The organism is Paenibacillus sp. MCAF9, from assembly GCF_052114265.1.
In the GTDB taxonomy this organism is placed as follows: Bacteria; Bacillota; Bacilli; order Paenibacillales; family Paenibacillaceae; genus Pristimantibacillus.
On sequence record NZ_JBFREL010000003.1, the window covers coordinates 402,860 to 417,962 of the forward strand.

General features: G+C 46.3%; 12 protein-coding genes. 7 read left to right on the top strand and 5 right to left on the bottom strand.

Annotated features, from left to right (window positions below; translation table 11 throughout):
* Positions 1–196 precede the first annotated feature (196 nt).
* The 7 genes from argH to AB4Z45_RS07265 all read left to right on the top strand — a co-directional run bounded on the left by argH (position 197) and on the right by AB4Z45_RS07265 (position 8,182).
* Positions 197–1,708, top strand: a complete 1,512-nt coding sequence (gene argH / locus AB4Z45_RS07235; protein ID WP_441908500.1) for an argininosuccinate lyase — start codon at positions 197–199, stop codon at positions 1,706–1,708.
* Positions 1,709–1,721: 13 nt separating this feature from the next.
* Positions 1,722–2,690 (top strand): amidohydrolase family protein, encoded by a 969-nt coding sequence (locus AB4Z45_RS07240; RefSeq protein ID WP_441908501.1) that lies wholly within the window; start codon positions 1,722–1,724, stop codon positions 2,688–2,690.
* 35 nt (positions 2,691–2,725) lie between these two features.
* A complete protein-coding gene (locus AB4Z45_RS07245; RefSeq protein ID WP_441908502.1) occupies positions 2,726–4,087 on the top strand; it encodes an extracellular solute-binding protein in 1,362 nt (453 codons plus the stop codon).
* 63 nt (positions 4,088–4,150) lie between these two features.
* Positions 4,151–5,083, top strand: coding sequence for a carbohydrate ABC transporter permease (locus AB4Z45_RS07250; RefSeq protein WP_441908503.1), 933 nt, complete (start codon positions 4,151–4,153; stop codon positions 5,081–5,083).
* A gap of 15 nt (positions 5,084–5,098) precedes the next feature.
* Positions 5,099–5,962: a carbohydrate ABC transporter permease gene (locus AB4Z45_RS07255; protein WP_441908504.1), complete on the top strand. Its 864-nt coding sequence runs from the start codon at positions 5,099–5,101 to the stop codon at positions 5,960–5,962.
* 16 nt (positions 5,963–5,978) lie between these two features.
* On the top strand, positions 5,979–7,289 hold the full coding sequence (locus AB4Z45_RS07260; protein WP_441908505.1) for an LLM class flavin-dependent oxidoreductase: 1,311 nt from the start codon (positions 5,979–5,981) through the stop codon (positions 7,287–7,289).
* 77 nt (positions 7,290–7,366) lie between these two features.
* Entirely contained in the window at positions 7,367–8,182 is an 816-nt protein-coding gene (locus tag AB4Z45_RS07265; protein ID WP_441908506.1) for a sulfurtransferase, read from the top strand.
* Between the two features lie 69 nt (positions 8,183–8,251).
* On the opposite strand, the gene AB4Z45_RS07270 is transcribed toward AB4Z45_RS07265, so the two are convergent.
* From AB4Z45_RS07270 to AB4Z45_RS07290, 5 genes are all read right to left on the bottom strand, one after another.
* Entirely contained in the window at positions 8,252–9,139 is an 888-nt protein-coding gene (locus AB4Z45_RS07270) for an ABC transporter ATP-binding protein (RefSeq protein ID WP_076269010.1), read from the bottom strand.
* A gap of 3 nt (positions 9,140–9,142) precedes the next feature.
* Positions 9,143–12,034 carry an FtsX-like permease family protein gene (locus AB4Z45_RS07275; protein WP_441908507.1) on the bottom strand — a complete coding sequence of 964 codons (2,892 nt, stop codon included), beginning with the start codon at positions 12,032–12,034 and terminating at the stop codon, positions 9,143–9,145.
* Between the two features lie 82 nt (positions 12,035–12,116).
* Positions 12,117–13,142 carry an efflux RND transporter periplasmic adaptor subunit gene (locus AB4Z45_RS07280; protein ID WP_441908508.1) on the bottom strand — a complete coding sequence of 342 codons (1,026 nt, stop codon included), beginning with the start codon at positions 13,140–13,142 and terminating at the stop codon, positions 12,117–12,119.
* The gene (locus AB4Z45_RS07285) at positions 13,126–13,818 is read right to left on the bottom strand and encodes an ABC transporter ATP-binding protein (RefSeq protein ID WP_441908509.1); all 693 of its coding nucleotides are present in this window, start codon (positions 13,816–13,818) and stop codon (positions 13,126–13,128) included. Before AB4Z45_RS07285 ends, AB4Z45_RS07280 begins: the two co-directional genes overlap by 17 nt.
* 135 nt (positions 13,819–13,953) lie before the next feature.
* Positions 13,954–14,886: an AEC family transporter gene (locus tag AB4Z45_RS07290; protein ID WP_441908510.1), complete on the bottom strand. Its 933-nt coding sequence runs from the start codon at positions 14,884–14,886 to the stop codon at positions 13,954–13,956.
* Positions 14,887–15,103: the final 217 nt, after the last annotated feature.

Sequence of the window (15,103 nt, forward strand, 5' to 3'; positions counted from 1 at the left end):
AGGACAATAAAAAGAGTTGCGCTCCAAATAAAACCGTGATACTATTCTAATCATACAATTCCACTAGGAATAATATGGAAAACGACCGGACAGCCGGAGAAATCGCTTTATGCGATAGCTCCGGCTGTTTTTATATTCTCATGCACATTCAACATCTGCCAAATGAAAAGTTATTTTACGAAGGAGGGCGTACACGATGACGATTAAACGGAGCGATTCAGCTGAAGGCAGCTCATTCCCTGGCAGAACCTATGCTGAAGCGGTACTTGCGCCAGCCTATGACCAAGCCAAGAAGGAGCTTCTGCTTCCAATGATCTCCGTGCATAAAGCGCATCTCATCATGCTGCTTGAGCAAGGGCTGCTCAGCAAGGAAGAAGGCCATAAAATCGCCAAATCATTATTTTCTGTTGATTTGGCGCAGTTAAACAGCGGTACCTATACCGGCCAATTTGAGGATTTGTTTTTTGAAGTGGAACACCAGCTGCTTAAATTATCGGATGAAGCCTCCGGCAGCCTTCATCTGGCTCGCAGCCGCAACGACATGGGTATCGCCATATACCGAATCACTTTACGAGAAAAACTGCTTAAAACGATCTCGTCTGCCCTGCAGCTTCATACTGAACTGCTTGCTTTCGCCCAGAAAAATACGGAAACGATCTTTATCGCTCATACGCATACCCAGCAAGCACAGCCGACGACAATCGCCCACTACATTGCAGCGGTAACCGACTCGCTCGCAAGGGATATACGCAGATTGCAGGCGGCCTACGCAAATTGTAATTTAAGCAGCATGGGAGCTGCCGCTCTGACAACGTCGGGTTTTGCCATTAGCCGGGAACGCGTTGCCGAGCTGCTTGCTTTTGACGGGTTAATTGAAAATTCATATGACGCTGTAAGCGGAGCAGATTATGTAGGTGAAATCGCCTCTGGAATCTCGCTCGCAGCGATTAATCTTGGACGATTTACGCAGGAGCTGCTGCTGTGGTGCACACAGGAATTTGGAGTCATTCAAATAGCTGCCCCATACGTCCAGATCAGCTCCATTATGCCGCAAAAAAGAAATCCCGTTTCTGTTGAGCATATTCGTTCACTCTTATCCAGCATTGCAGGCAATGCTCAGACCGTCCTTACGATGATTCACAATACGCCTTTTGGCGATATTGTGGATACCGAAGACGATATGCAGCCCTATGCTTGGCGCAGCCTAGAAACGCTTGAAGTTGTGTATCGATTGTTGTCCAAGGTCATCTCTACCTTGCAGCTAAACGAGGATGTTCTGAGGCAGCGCACTGCTGCAAGCTTCGCTACCGTTACCGAGCTTGCTGATACGATCGTCAGAGCTGAAGGATTATCTTTTCATAAAGCACATTCAATCGTAAGCAAGCTCGTCACGCATGCCGTTCAGCATGGCAACAAGATAACTGACTTGAACCTTGAAGCATTAAATGAAGCTGCGATCCAAACCATTGGCTTCCCGCTTGGGCTGACTGAGAAGCAATTAAAGCAAGCGTTGGAGCCTGCGCATTTTGTAAATATACGCAGTCTGCGGGGCGGCCCTAGCCCTGCCGAGATGAACCGGGCACTTACCGTTCAGCAAGTTAGATTATCTGAGCTTGCGCTATGGCTGGAGGAACGAGAATCCCGATTGGAAGCTGCTGCTGCCGATATTGATTTGATTTTGACTGATTGGATCATCAAGGAATTATGAATGGAGTGAAGCTATGTTTCGCAGCCAATTTAAAGTATTTGATGTACATGGACATCTTCCTTACCGATTAGTGCTAGGAAACAACAAACGGCATGAATCCGTTGCTCGCTATGGTGCAGAGAGAAGCGAGCGAATGCGGCTCACTTGGGATTTTCCAGATGCAACGATTGCAGAAAACGATAGTGAAAATGAAAACACGCCGTTAATTGACCGATGGGCGAAGGAGCTTGATAAGTACGGGATCGGAGGGCTCAACTTCCTCACCGCGCTTGATAATGACAATTTGGCCGATCATCTAGCCAGTCATCCTGATCGTTTTACCGGCTTTGCCCATCACGCCATCGAGGATGCTGGCGCAGAGGAAGAACTTCGAAGGGCAGTCAATGAATTAGGGCTTAAAGGTTATAAGCTGTTCGGCCCGCTGACTTCCATCCCTTTTGATGATCCGTCCCTTACGCCCGTATGGACCTTTCTCGCAGAGAAGAAGCTTCCTGTGTTGATCCACTTCGGCTTACTCGGCCATGCGGGAGGAATTGCCCATCATCCGAATATAAGTCCTCTAGCTATTTTCAACACGGCAAGAGAATTTCCAGACATTCCGTTCATCATTCCTCACTTTGGCGCAGGTTATTTCCAAGAGCTGCTTCATCTGTGCTGGAGCTGCCCGAATGTATATGTCGATACTTCCGGCTCCAATCAATGGATGCGCTGGATGCCCTATGAGCTCACCTTGGAATTCGCGCTTCGCAAAACCTATGAGCTGATCGGGCCTGAACGTATTATTTTTGGAACGGACGCCAGCGGATTTCCTCGAGGTTACCCTTATCGTTACCTGCAGGATCAAGTTCGCGCTTGCCGCGAACTGCGATTCGGAGAGGAAGATATCGAGAATATATTCGGCAATAACGCTAGGCGCCTGCTCGGTCTTGAACTGCCGCCTAACACGATTACCAAGAAATCCGACATCGCAAGCCAAGCATAAGCACCGTTTTTTTTATAAAAAAGGAGTGGATACCATTGAAGAAAAAAAGCTCAGTTTCTATCGTTACAGGATCACTTATCATCGCACTTGCTCTAGCAGGCTGCGGCAGCAACAATCAAGCAAACAGCACAGAACAAAATAAAGCAACGGAAAAACCAACCGATAAAGCAACAAACAAAGAAACAGACAAAGAAACAGATAAAAAAGTGACGATTGAATATTGGCAATATGAATTTCCAGCCAAGGTTGAACTGATCAACGAACTCATAAAAGAATTCCAAACCTTGCATCCGAACATTACCGTAAAACAAACCAACTTCCCTTATGATCAATACAATCAGAAGGTTGCTACGCTGGTGCCAGCCGGCAAAGGCCCAGATGTTATTAACCTCTACTATGGCTGGCTGCCGAAATACGTCTCATCCGGTTATTTGCAGCCGCTGCCTGAGGATCATTTTCCAACTGCGGAAATTGAAAGCAATTTTTACCCATTAGTGAGCGCCGCAAAAATTAATGGCTCCTATTACGCTATTCCTACTGCCGTACGCACACTCGCCTTGTTCTACAATAAAGATCTATTGTCCAAAGCCAATATTACTGAGCTTCCTACAACATGGGAGCAGCTGGTAGACGTATCCAAGAAACTGACAGAAACAGATGCCAAAGGGCAGTTTGTCACTGAAGGTTTCGCATGGGAGCCCGGCGCGCAGCTGCATCACTGGTATCGAGATGGTCTGCTGCATCAAGCAGGCGGTCAAGACTTAAGCGATGATCGTCGCAAAATATTATGGGCAGAAACACCTGCAGGTTTGGAGGCATTTCAATATTTAATCGATTTTGCCGTGAAGCATAAGGTTGGGATTAACGGATTTTATGAGAATGACAGCAATGCCTTTATGACCGGTCATGCAGCTATTAATATCGACGGTTCCTTCCGACTTGGCTCCATTAAGAAGGACTTTCCAGATTTAAATTATGGCGTTGCACCTCTACCGTCCTACAAAACCAAATCAGCTCCTTCCTCCTTCTGGGCGAACGCCATTCCCAAAAATGTTGAAGGCGACAAGCTGAAGGCTGCTTCTGAATTTTTGGAATTTCTAACGAGCAAAGAGGTTCAGGAGAAATGGGTAGAGCAAATCGGAGAGCTTCCAGCACAGAAAGCTGTTGCGACGCAGGATAAATACGTAAACGACGAGAAGCTAGGGCCATTTATTTCCCAATTGGACGATAGCCGCGCGCATTTCTTCATCGACGAAACCCAAGAAAAAACATTGTTTGTTGATGCGACAAATGAAGTGCTGCTCAATAAAGTTCCGGTCGAGAAGGCCTTCCAAGACCTTGTAGCCAAAACGCAAAAGCTCTATGACGACTATTGGGCTGCTGCAGACAAAAAGTAATATAAAAGGCGCTCGGCCTAGAGCGAGCGCCTTTCTTTTGATGAAATGGAGGTGAGTTCCATTATGATTGCACATGCCTTAAAGCTAACCGTACGCAAAAGCCGAGAACTGTTCCTCACACGTTTGTCCTACCGCACGCAGCGTTATTTGTTTATTTATATTACGCTCGGAATTCCTCTGCTTTATTTCCTCAGCACGCGGCTGCTCCCCATCCTGTATGCCTTCAATGTAAGCGTTCGTGAATGGGATTTATTGTCCCCAAGCAAACCTTATGTTGGACTGGCGAATTTCAAGGCGCTGTTCACAGATGAAATCTTCCTCAAGTCGATCGCCAATACGTTCAAATTTGTTGTTATTGGTGTGCCCGGACAGCTGATCGTTGGGCTTTTTGTCGCACTGCTGCTTCAAAATATTAAGCGGCTGCGCGGCTTATTCCGTACCGTATACTTCATTCCTTACGTCACAAGCATCGTTGCAGTAAGCTGGGTATTCCGGTGGATTCTCATGCGCAACGGCTGGTTAAACGAGATGTTATTAAATCTCGGTCTCGAACCGCAATTGTTTCTGCAATCGCCGCGTCAGGCGCTTTTTCTCATTACGCTAACGATGATATGGCAAAGTACCGGCTTTCAAATGCTTATCTTTATGACAGGGCTTGAAGCGATACCGCGCATGTATTATGAAGCGGCAGCTATCGATGGCGCAAGCGCATGGCGGAAATTCCGTCATATTACGCTTCCGCTGCTTAATCCCGTCATCGTTTTTTCGGCTGTCATTGGCGTCATCTCTTATTTGCAATCATTCGGGCAGGTGCTGAGCATGACAAATGGAGGACCGCTGAATGCGACAACGACGATGGTGCTCCATATTTACAATTTAGCGTTTCAGCAGTTTAAGATGGGCAGCGCCGCAGCTGCTACTGTTATTTTGTTCGTCGTCATTTTGGTGCTTACGCTGCTTCAATTAAAAGTGTTGAACAAAAAAGTAGAATATTGATGGGAGGACGAATCAGTGAGCACACAAAGCGTTTACAAAACACAGAAAAACGCAAAGTCCCCCGCAGAGAGGCTGCGCACCCTTGTCATTTATTTGCTGCTGACGCTCGGCGTAGGCATCATGTTGTTTCCGTTCTTATGGATGGTCGCTACCTCCTTCAAGCTTCCACAGGACGTTTACAATCTTCGCTTAATTCCTGAGACGATAACCTTTGACAACTACTCTGCCATATTCAAAAAGGCTCCTTTCGCACAATGGATCAAAAATACGCTCATCATCTCTCTGATTGCAACCTCTACTGTTCTAATCTTCGATACAGCGGCAGGGTACGTGCTTGCCAAATTTTCATTCGTCGGCAAACAGCTCATTTTTCTGCTCATAATCAGCACCTTAATGGTTCCAACAGAGATGCTCATCATCCCTTGGTATTTAATTGCGAATGAATTAGGCTGGTCCGATACTTATTGGGGCGTGCTGTTTCCCGGTATTATTACGGCCTTCGGCATCTTTCTTATGAGGCAGTTTATGGACTCCATTCCTTCCGATTTGCTGGATGCGGCTCGTATTGATGGACTTAATGAATGGCGTATTCTGCTGCATATCGCCATCCCACTAGTGAAGCCAGCTATAATCACTTTGATTATTCTTACGTTTATCGGGAACTGGAACCAGTTCATCTGGCCGCTCATCGTGCTGCAAACGGAGGAGAAATTCACACTGCCCGTCGGGATTGTTTATTTTTCCAGCGAACTGAAGGATACGAGCAATTGGATTTTAATTATGGCAGGAACAACGATTTCAATCGCTCCGCTTATTGTTATTTTTCTTATTTTTCAGAAGCAAATCATTCGTGGAATTGCGCTTAGCGGCATGAAATAAACAGGAGGTGATCCAGATGAGCGAGCCTAATCAAAGAATGATTTTAAATTTATTTCTACACAATGCGGGCGCTCACAAAGGAGCTTGGCGTCATGCAAGCACGAAGCTGGACGAAATTCATGACGTCAGTCATTTCCTGCGGATCGCCAAAAAAGCGGAAGCCGCCCGGATAGACTCCCTATTTATCGCGGACGGTCTGTCGATTGAGGCAAAAGCAGTCCAGCATGGTCCGATCTTCGGCTTCGAACCACTGACATTGTTATCCGCAATTGCGACCGTAACGGAACGAATCGGCCTTATTGCTACCGTTTCTACAAGCTTCACCGAGCCCTATAACACAGCTAGAATATTCGCCTCGCTTGATCATATAAGCGGCGGGCGAGCTGGTTGGAATATTGTAACTACTGGCGTAGAACGTACAGCCTTCAACTTTGGGCTGGAACAATTGCCAGCTCATGCAGAACGTTACGAGCGAGCGCGGGAATTCACAGAGGTCGTGCTCAAATTGTGGAGCAGCTGGGAAGCCGATGCGCTCGTTCAAGACAAAACATCCGGTGTGTATGCCGACGTCAACAAGGTTCATGATATACAGCATCAGGGGAATTATTATTCCGTACGCGGTGCGCTTAATATGATGCGCCCACCACAGGGAAGGCCTCTGCTTGTCCAAGCTGGAGCCTCAGAGGATGGCAGAAATTTAGCTGCTCAATATGCCGAGCTTATATTCACCGTCCAAAACTCATTTGAAGACGCGCAGCTGTTTTATCAAGACATCAAAGAAAGAACTGTCAAAGCCGGACGTTCCCCGCATGATATTAAAGTATTGCCGGGCATTCATGTTATTGTTGGTGAAACGGAGGCTGAAGCTCGTGACATTGCGAGAGAGCTGCAGCAGCTCGGTTCAATAGAACGTTCCGTCATGTCTCTTTCCAATTTGCTTGGCATCGATTTTTCGGGATATGCACTGGATGATCCTTTTCCTAAGCTGCCTGATATGGGCCAAGTTAATGCGTATCAAACCTTCTATCAGATGGTCAAAAAGATTGTTGATAATGAACAGCTGACACTCCGGGAGCTGCTCGAGAAATATTGGGTAGGCAACGGCCAGCTAAGCATCGCTGGAACACCTAACCAAGTAGCTGATATTATGGAGCATTGGTTCGTAAATGGTGCTGCTGATGGCTTTAGCGTTATGCCTCAGCTGGCATTTGGCGGTATTGACGCCTTTCTGGAACTAGTCGTTCCTGAGCTGCAAAGGCGAGGATTATTTCCTAGCGAGTATGCTGGAAAACATTTGCGTGAAAACCTCGGCTTCAGTCCGTTGTAACTTATTAAAATAAGGAGGCTGCTCACATAACGAATACGAGCGATTTACAATACCCTAATGAACATCTGCTGGCAGAGGTGCATTGGCTTGATAACTATTACCAAGAGCCGAACATCGTTTTATTAGATGTTAGAGCCAGCGGATATCAATCAGGTCACATTCCAGGAGCGTACTGGCTGGACGCCAAAGCATTAAAGGATAGCTCACGCTGCACTATAGCTGCCGCGGATACTCTTGCTTATTTGCTTGGAAATGCTGGCGTCAGCAGTGATTCAACAATTATCGTCTATGATGATGGAGGCGGAGTGTTAGCGGCGCGCGTCTTTTATGTGCTGGAGTATTATGGTCTGAAGGATCAAGTGAAGCTATTGCATGGCGGTTTCGCAGCGTGGACAGCGGCGAGTTATGAGACAACAACTGATTTGCCGCCAGCCTCTAAAGGTACACTGACGTTATCTGCCCATTCAGAGCTGGTTGCCACGAAAGCATCTATCCAAGCTGGGCTCGATAATTGCCTTCTTGTCGATACACGTTCCGCTTTAGAATACACCGGAGCTGATCAACGCTCGAATCGTAAGGGCGGGCATATTTCTGGCGCAGTTCATAAAGAGTGGAACGATTCCCTAGAAGGGGCAGATCAAGATGGCGTCGTGCTTTTCAAAGCTTATCGAGATTTAAAGCAGCAATTTGATGCTCTTGGCATTGACCCTGCAAAAACAATCGTGCCTTATTGCCAGACAAATCAACGCGGAGCGCATACTTATTTTACTTTACGACTAATGGGCTATCCTCATATTCGCCCCTATGAAGGCTCTTGGGATGAATGGGGCAACGACGAGTTTACCGAAGTGAGCCAATTGAACGCCTCATTCTCTAGCTTATCTAACTCGTAGGTTTGCAAGAAAAAGAGCTGTGCAACGGTCATCGCAGACCATGCACAGCTCTTTTTGCCATTGAATATTTTACTCGGCTTTTTCTTTCTCCTCAGGAGGCAGCAGGATAATCTTGCCTTCTCCAAGCTCTACGCGCAGCTTATTTGAGTTTTTCACACCGATGGATTCCAAATAGTTGGAAGGCACCTGCAATCGGCCCGCTTTATCAAGCACCGCATATTCTACATGCGTGCCTTCCTCATCCTCCTGCTCTAGCTCCGCCAGCTCTTCCGCATATGAACGTTTGCGCAGCATTTCGGATGAAATCTTGCCGTCTCGGATTGCCGCTACACGATCTACCTTCTTCGCAAGCTCTGGATCATGCGTAACGATAACAACGGTAATGCCAATCGTACGATTCAGTTCACGGAATAAGTCCAAAATCTGATTAGCCATTCGCGAGTCTACCGAACCAGTAGGCTCATCCGCAAGCAGCAGCTTAGGATGATTGGCGAGCGCAATGGCGATTGCCACCCGCTGCTGTTCTCCCCCTGATAATTCATATAGCTTATTTGAAGCACGGTGGCTTAGGCCAACGGCGTCAAGCAGCTCCTTCGCTCTCCAGCGCTTGCGACTGCCTGTTAGCAAAATAGGCAGCTCTACATTTTCAAGCGCGGTTAAATAAGGAATCAAGTTTCTCGCATTATTTTGCCAGACGAAACCTACGCTCTCTCGCTTATACCGAACGAAGTCGCGTTCCTTAAACTTCAGCATATCTCTTCCGTCAACGGTCAGCTTGCCTGCCGTCGGACGGTCCAGTCCGCCAAGCATATTCAGCAGCGTTGATTTGCCGCTGCCGCTGTTGCCAATAATGGCCATCAGCTCGCCGCTTTCAATTTGAAGATCGAGGCCTTGCAGGGCGAATACCTCTAGGTCGGCTGTTTTGTATATTTTGACAAGCCCTTCGCAATGAATCATCCGTCAATCCTCCCCTAGCTTGATCGCTTGATGAATACGCAGCTTCGATAGCATATAAGCTAATATGCCAAGTCCGATGACCAACATAAAGCCGACAAGCACATAGATCCGTATTAAATCCGTAGCATCGAACATAACCTTGAAAGGCGGTACAAGGCTGCTTGGATTAAACGCAATTTGGAAGTTAGGCACATACAATCGACTCGCGATATTTCCGACACCTATTCCAATAAGAACGGCAACGCCCGATGTTAACAGCTGCTCAACCCCAAGCATGCCGATGAGCTGTCTCAGCGATAGGCCAATCGCGCGCAAAATACCATTTTGCAAGGTCCGGCCTCGGAGTGATAGTACCCAATATAATAGAAACCCGATAAAGCTAACAAGAATCGACAAGACAAAACCTAAAGTCAAAATACCGTTTAGTGCCATGAGGAACGGATCGTTTTTGGCAGTCACAAGCTTCTCTCTTGTATTGACAATATTCGTAATCGGAAGCTTCGATTCCTTAAGCCCCTCATAAAACTCGGAAGTGCTCACCTCCGGCTTTAGCTTAAGCCATACGTCGTAAGGCTCAAGTGCAAGCTGAACTTGAATACGCGGCAAATGGCCGACAATCAGCATCGGTGCTCGGCCACCCGATGTATCTTTATCTTCACTAACATTTACGCTGCCTACAGCAGGGTTCGGATTAAAGGTTGGGAAATAATTAATGATGCCATACACCTTGAACGGCTGCTGCGGTACGTCGCTCCAGCCTACCCAAATCGTGTCGCCAGGCTTCACTTTGTTCTGATCGGCTAAGGTCCGCGATATGAGAACAGCCTGCGGATCTGCTGCAAGCAGGTTCAAATAATCATTAAGCGGATAGTCAAGCAAGCTGTCACGGAACCACGTTGTTTCACCGAACTCATCGGAATCGATACCAATTAACGTTGCAGGGCCATTGCTTTCATTTACGCTAAAGGCGACTTCTTTCTTGAATACTTTAGCTGCATGCTCTACGCCTTTGAGTGCTTTAAAGGGCTCGAATGCCGGCTCCAAGTAATGGACTGGCGCGAGCATAGCTAGATCCTGCGCCGGCGTCGACGGTGCTCCCGGAGGCGGGGGCGGCGGTGCATCGTTCATCCATTGTGTAGTCAATACAACCTCTGCGCCATTGCCATACCTGATTCGATCCTCTGTGTTATTGTTGATCGTTCTTGCCGCTGAAGCGCTAAATACGCCGGTAGCAATCGTCATAATAAGAAAAATCATTAAAAACTGATATTGCGAACTGGAGCGTCCAACCTGAATTAATGTCGCATATACGGAAGGCGGCCACCATTTCTTGCCGATCCAATAGATGAGTCTAAGAACCCACGGGTACAAACGAAGCAAGAGCAAACCCGCACCCATAATAAACAAAGCAGGAACAACAAATTGCAACGGATCGATGTTCAAATCATCTGCATTTAAACCTAAGCTCTGCAAATCAGCAAGCCTTTTCCGGAATGTGTATAAGCCATAAATAGCTAACGCTAATGCAATCACATCAAGGAACATTTTGTGCCATAACGGTGATTTCAAAAGTCTAGCGAGCTGCTGCTTATGACCAACAATAGAGACGCGAGTAGCCATAATGATAGGAATCATCATAATGATAAAACAAACGCCGGAGGCAATGGCTCCATAACGGAAAGACTCGTCCGTAAGTTTGACAGGCAGCCGAACGCGCTGTACAAATTCAAGGAAACCATTGGATGCACCAAGCATCTCGGTTAGGATGACGCCAAGCAAAGGACCCACACCAAAGGCGATGCCGCATAAAATAATGCCTTCCACTGCATAAGAGCTAATAACCTGCCAACGTGCAGCTCCTCTGCTTCGCAGAACAGCAATCTCATTTTTTTGCCGATCCGCAATTAGATTGGATACCATGAACATGTAGAACCCGAGCATAATCAAAACAGGAACATTAAGCGACCACATGAGCGTCTTCAGCTGTTCTGCCCGCACCATGTATTTCGAAATCGTATCCAGAGCCGGTGTTTCCGAGACGGCTTGATACATCGTTACATTATTAAGCATAACGTTGCGAATTTTATTCGTTGTTTGTATGAAGCCATCTACCAAGCTTAGCTCAAGCTTTGAATAATCCAATACAAAAAACCAACCAACGGACGCTACCGGAATCCGGCTTTCCTGCATGAGCTGCTGCTTGGCGAGTTTGTCGCTAATGACAAAGCTTGAGCTTAGCTCGCTTAGATCCGTATCTCTAAAATAGGGGTCGTCATCCTGCTTTTTCTTGAATACGCCTACCGGTTTAAATGCTATTTCCCCGGCAATTTTATCGTCGTTCACATAAAACTTTGAATCCAGTACTGTTTTGAACTGAACGAGGCTTCGTTCTGTAACAAGCACCTCATAAACGCCATCAACTGGCTGCTGCTCAGCCGGCATTCTGCCGTCCGTCAGCGTAATATGCTTCTCAAGATCGCTGAAGGAGCGCAGCGACATCGTCTTGAGATTTTTTTTCGTATCTGGCTCAGGATCATTCTCCGGCCTGATCTTCATTGATCTGGATTGAAAATCAACGATAAGCTCCTGCACCGGTATGCCAAAGTTGGATTGTGCTTGCTCACGTATGTAGCGATCTACTTTTGTATAAATCTTATTTACTTGCTCCGGTGTTTCTTTCGTGTAAAAAAGTTTATTGTATTGATTGCCGGGATATATCCCCCGCTCGCTCTGCATAGTCTCCAAATCCTTGACCAGCATCCTCGATAAAATGGCTTCCGAATAAATCGGCATGCTGCTTACCAAGGCTACGGACATGACTAAGCCAATAAACAAGCTCCCGACCAACCACTTATTTTGCACCATTTTACGAATAATCATAATAAACAAAGCCACTTCAAAACCTCCCAAGCGTAAACGGCTCATAACCTTCCTTATGGAGCTAGTTGATGGTTATCGATCGTTCTATACAGACTCATTATTGAAGTACAACAATCGCGCCTTCTTCCAAGCCCTTCGTAATTTCAATTTCCGTCGAGCCTTTTATGCCCGTTTCAACATCAATCTCACGAATTTTATTGCCATCCTCAAGCGTTCTTACGAATGTTCTGCCAAGGAAGCTGCGCACGCCGCTGCGTGGAATTTTGAGTACATCATCACGCTGCTGCAAAATAATTTTGACATCAGCAAACGCACCGATTGTGGCGTTTCCAGGCACTTTCGGCACTTCAATAAATAATGTTTTGGAGTAACGATCCTGAAGCTGCTGGTTCAGCGTTGAAGGTGCCGATGATGGTGTTTGTACGACTTTGCCTTTCACTTCTTCGGAACCGAACGTAACCATTGCTGGGAAACCCACATCAACGCTGCTAATTTCCGCACCTGATTCAACTCGCAGCGCTAGACGCAGCTGAGATGGATCGGATATGACAACAAGCGTTTGATAAGCCTCAACAAAATCGCCTTCCTTCAGATCCTCTACGAAAGTTACTTGGCCGTTTATTTCGGCAACAAGCTGCTTGCTGTTAAAGGTCGCCGTCAAACGATCCAGCTTTAACTGTTCAATATCCATTTGCAGCTTAGCGATATCGATCGCATCATTGTCACCGCCTAATTTGGCCTGTTTAAATGAAAGCTTAGCTTTGGCATAGGCGAGCTGCTGTTCCTTTAGTTGAATGTCCAGTCCATCTACATTAAGCTGAACTAAAATATCACCTTTTTTCACCTGCGCTCCCGAGGTAACCATCATCTTCGCAATACGGCCGCCTTGTCCTTTAAACTGCGCAATCTCTGATTGTGTCGACTCCAGGCTTCCGCTTCCTTTAATTTCTTGTGTAATTGTCCCCTTCTCGACCGTTACCGTGCGGTAATTTTCTTGCGCCGGCTTAACAAGAGGAGGTTTCAAGGCTGCCTCCTCGGCAGGAAGCAAGGAGCACCCTGTTAGTGAAGCGCTAAGAAGCAGCGCGAATGACCAGCCGAGTATCGGCTTAAGCTTTTGCGACAATTTGTCCATCCTCCAATTCATAAACATGGTCAACAATTTCCATTATTGCAGGATCATGTGTCGTCATGATGATTGTCATTCCTGCCATTTCTACCAAATCACGAAATACTTTCATAATTTGCAAGCCTGTGCGGCTATCCAGTTCAGCTGTAGGCTCGTCTGCCAAAAGCAGCTTCGGCTTATGGGCAATTGCCCGTGCTATAGCTGTTCGCTGCTGCTCTCCGCCCGATAGCTCGAATGGCCGATGATGCATGCGGCTTTTTAAGCCAACTTGCTCTAAAGCGTTAATCGCTGCTTCCTTGCGGCCGTTTGCCGCCATACCTGAAACTCTTAATATAAACTCCACATTCTCATAGGCTGACATCAGAGGAATGAGCGCAAAGGATTGAAAAATAAGCCCCATTTCCTTGCGGCGTACCATATCTCTCTCATGATTCGACATCGCCGTCAAATCGCGTCCAGCAAACGTAATATTCCCTTCGGTCGGACGGTCCAGTGCGCTTAACAAATTAATAAGCGTCGTTTTTCCAGAACCTGATCTTCCTTTAAAGGCAATAAGCTTGCCGGATGGTATCGACAAATCAACACCTTTTAACACGGTAACTGCACCGTTTCCACGTCCAAATGTTCTTTTTAAAGCGCTTGCATGAATAATATCATGCGCGATAGGCAGCATCTAGTAATAGACCTCCATTTCCAATAAATCGATTGCCCTTGTATCTTTTTCCATTTTAACCTTGTCCATCTTGTTGCACAAGAAATAAAAAACCTAACAAACTCAAAATTAAGAGGTTGATAGGTTTACTAGTTTCTAGATATCAAGATTTAAGAAAAAAATGACTGCGGTAACCGTGACTATACTTAAAATAGTAGAAACGAAAACAGATTGCGAGGCAAACTCTGGCTCGTTGTCGAACTCTACAGCGAGCAGCACACTGCTGAGTGAAGTAGGGACAGCTGATGAAACGATGAGGGCAGCTGCCGTCAGCTTGTCGAGTCCCATCAGCCAGACGATCAGCCATGCGAGCAAAGGACCGGCAATCAGTCTGAGTATGCCCGATATGCTGACATCAATGAGGAGTGAGCGCTTTATTTTCCACTCCATATTACCCAGCTGTACGCCCAGTGTAATAAGCGCTGTACCGATAAACGCTGCTGATAAGTAACCGATCGGTGTAGCTATAGGCTGCGGGATGGGAACATCGAACCCTCTGAGCAGGAAGGCAAGCGGGATGACATATATAATCGGCATTGAGATAATTGTCCGCCAAATCGCCCTCATATCTGCTTTGTGCGCGTTGACGTTATATATGCCATACGTGTTCGGTATAAGAGATTGCATCATCATAATTAATATCTGAATAGCGAGTGTCTTCTCGTTTCCTGCAAAAGCCAGCTGATTAAGCGGTATGCCGTAATTTGCGCTGTTATAGAATAAGACGCTGTTGCGCATCGCGCTTTTCATGCTTGGCTGATACCCTCTTATTCTAATAACCAGCTCAACGATAATATATTGCGTAACCATAAACAGCACAAAAAACAATAAAATTCTCCCTACCACTTGGGCAGAAATGTCCGTTTTATACAGGAGGTCAAACATAATAGCTGGTGAAAATAAATAAAAATTCAGCTTCGATAACGTTTTAATATCCAGCTTGAACGCTCTTTGAATAATAATGCCAAGCCCAATCATGATGACCATCGGAAGCACGTTTGTCATTAAAATGTGAAAGAAAATATTCATCGCTGCATCTGCTTCTTTCTATTATATAGTGTGAAAAATGATAGTGTCGGAAATGGCCATGACTGCGACTAAGATCGCTTCCTCATTTTAATAGGTTCATGCTTGATAAGGCAAGCATTCATGTGGCGCTTATTGTTGTGACAAAGTGTTTGGTCTTCAGTGAGTTGCTGTGACTTGTTGTGATGTGTGATACTACAAATCAATTCACATACACATC

Bases quoted from the DNA above. Each gene is read 5' to 3' on its own strand.
- argH (WP_441908500.1), top strand. From the start codon at position 197: ATGACGATTAAACGGAGCGATTCAGCTGAAGGCAGCTCATTCCCTGGC.
- AB4Z45_RS07240 (WP_441908501.1), top strand. From the start codon at position 1,722: ATGTTTCGCAGCCAATTTAAAGTATTTGATGTACATGGACATCTTCCT.
- AB4Z45_RS07250 (WP_441908503.1), top strand. From the start codon at position 4,151: ATGATTGCACATGCCTTAAAGCTAACCGTACGCAAAAGCCGAGAACTG.
- AB4Z45_RS07260 (WP_441908505.1), top strand. From the start codon at position 5,979: ATGAGCGAGCCTAATCAAAGAATGATTTTAAATTTATTTCTACACAAT.
- AB4Z45_RS07270 (WP_076269010.1), bottom strand. From the start codon at position 9,139: ATGATTCATTGCGAAGGGCTTGTCAAAATATACAAAACAGCCGACCTA.
- AB4Z45_RS07285 (WP_441908509.1), bottom strand. From the start codon at position 13,818: ATGCTGCCTATCGCGCATGATATTATTCATGCAAGCGCTTTAAAAAGA.
- AB4Z45_RS07290 (WP_441908510.1), bottom strand. From the start codon at position 14,886: ATGAATATTTTCTTTCACATTTTAATGACAAACGTGCTTCCGATGGTC.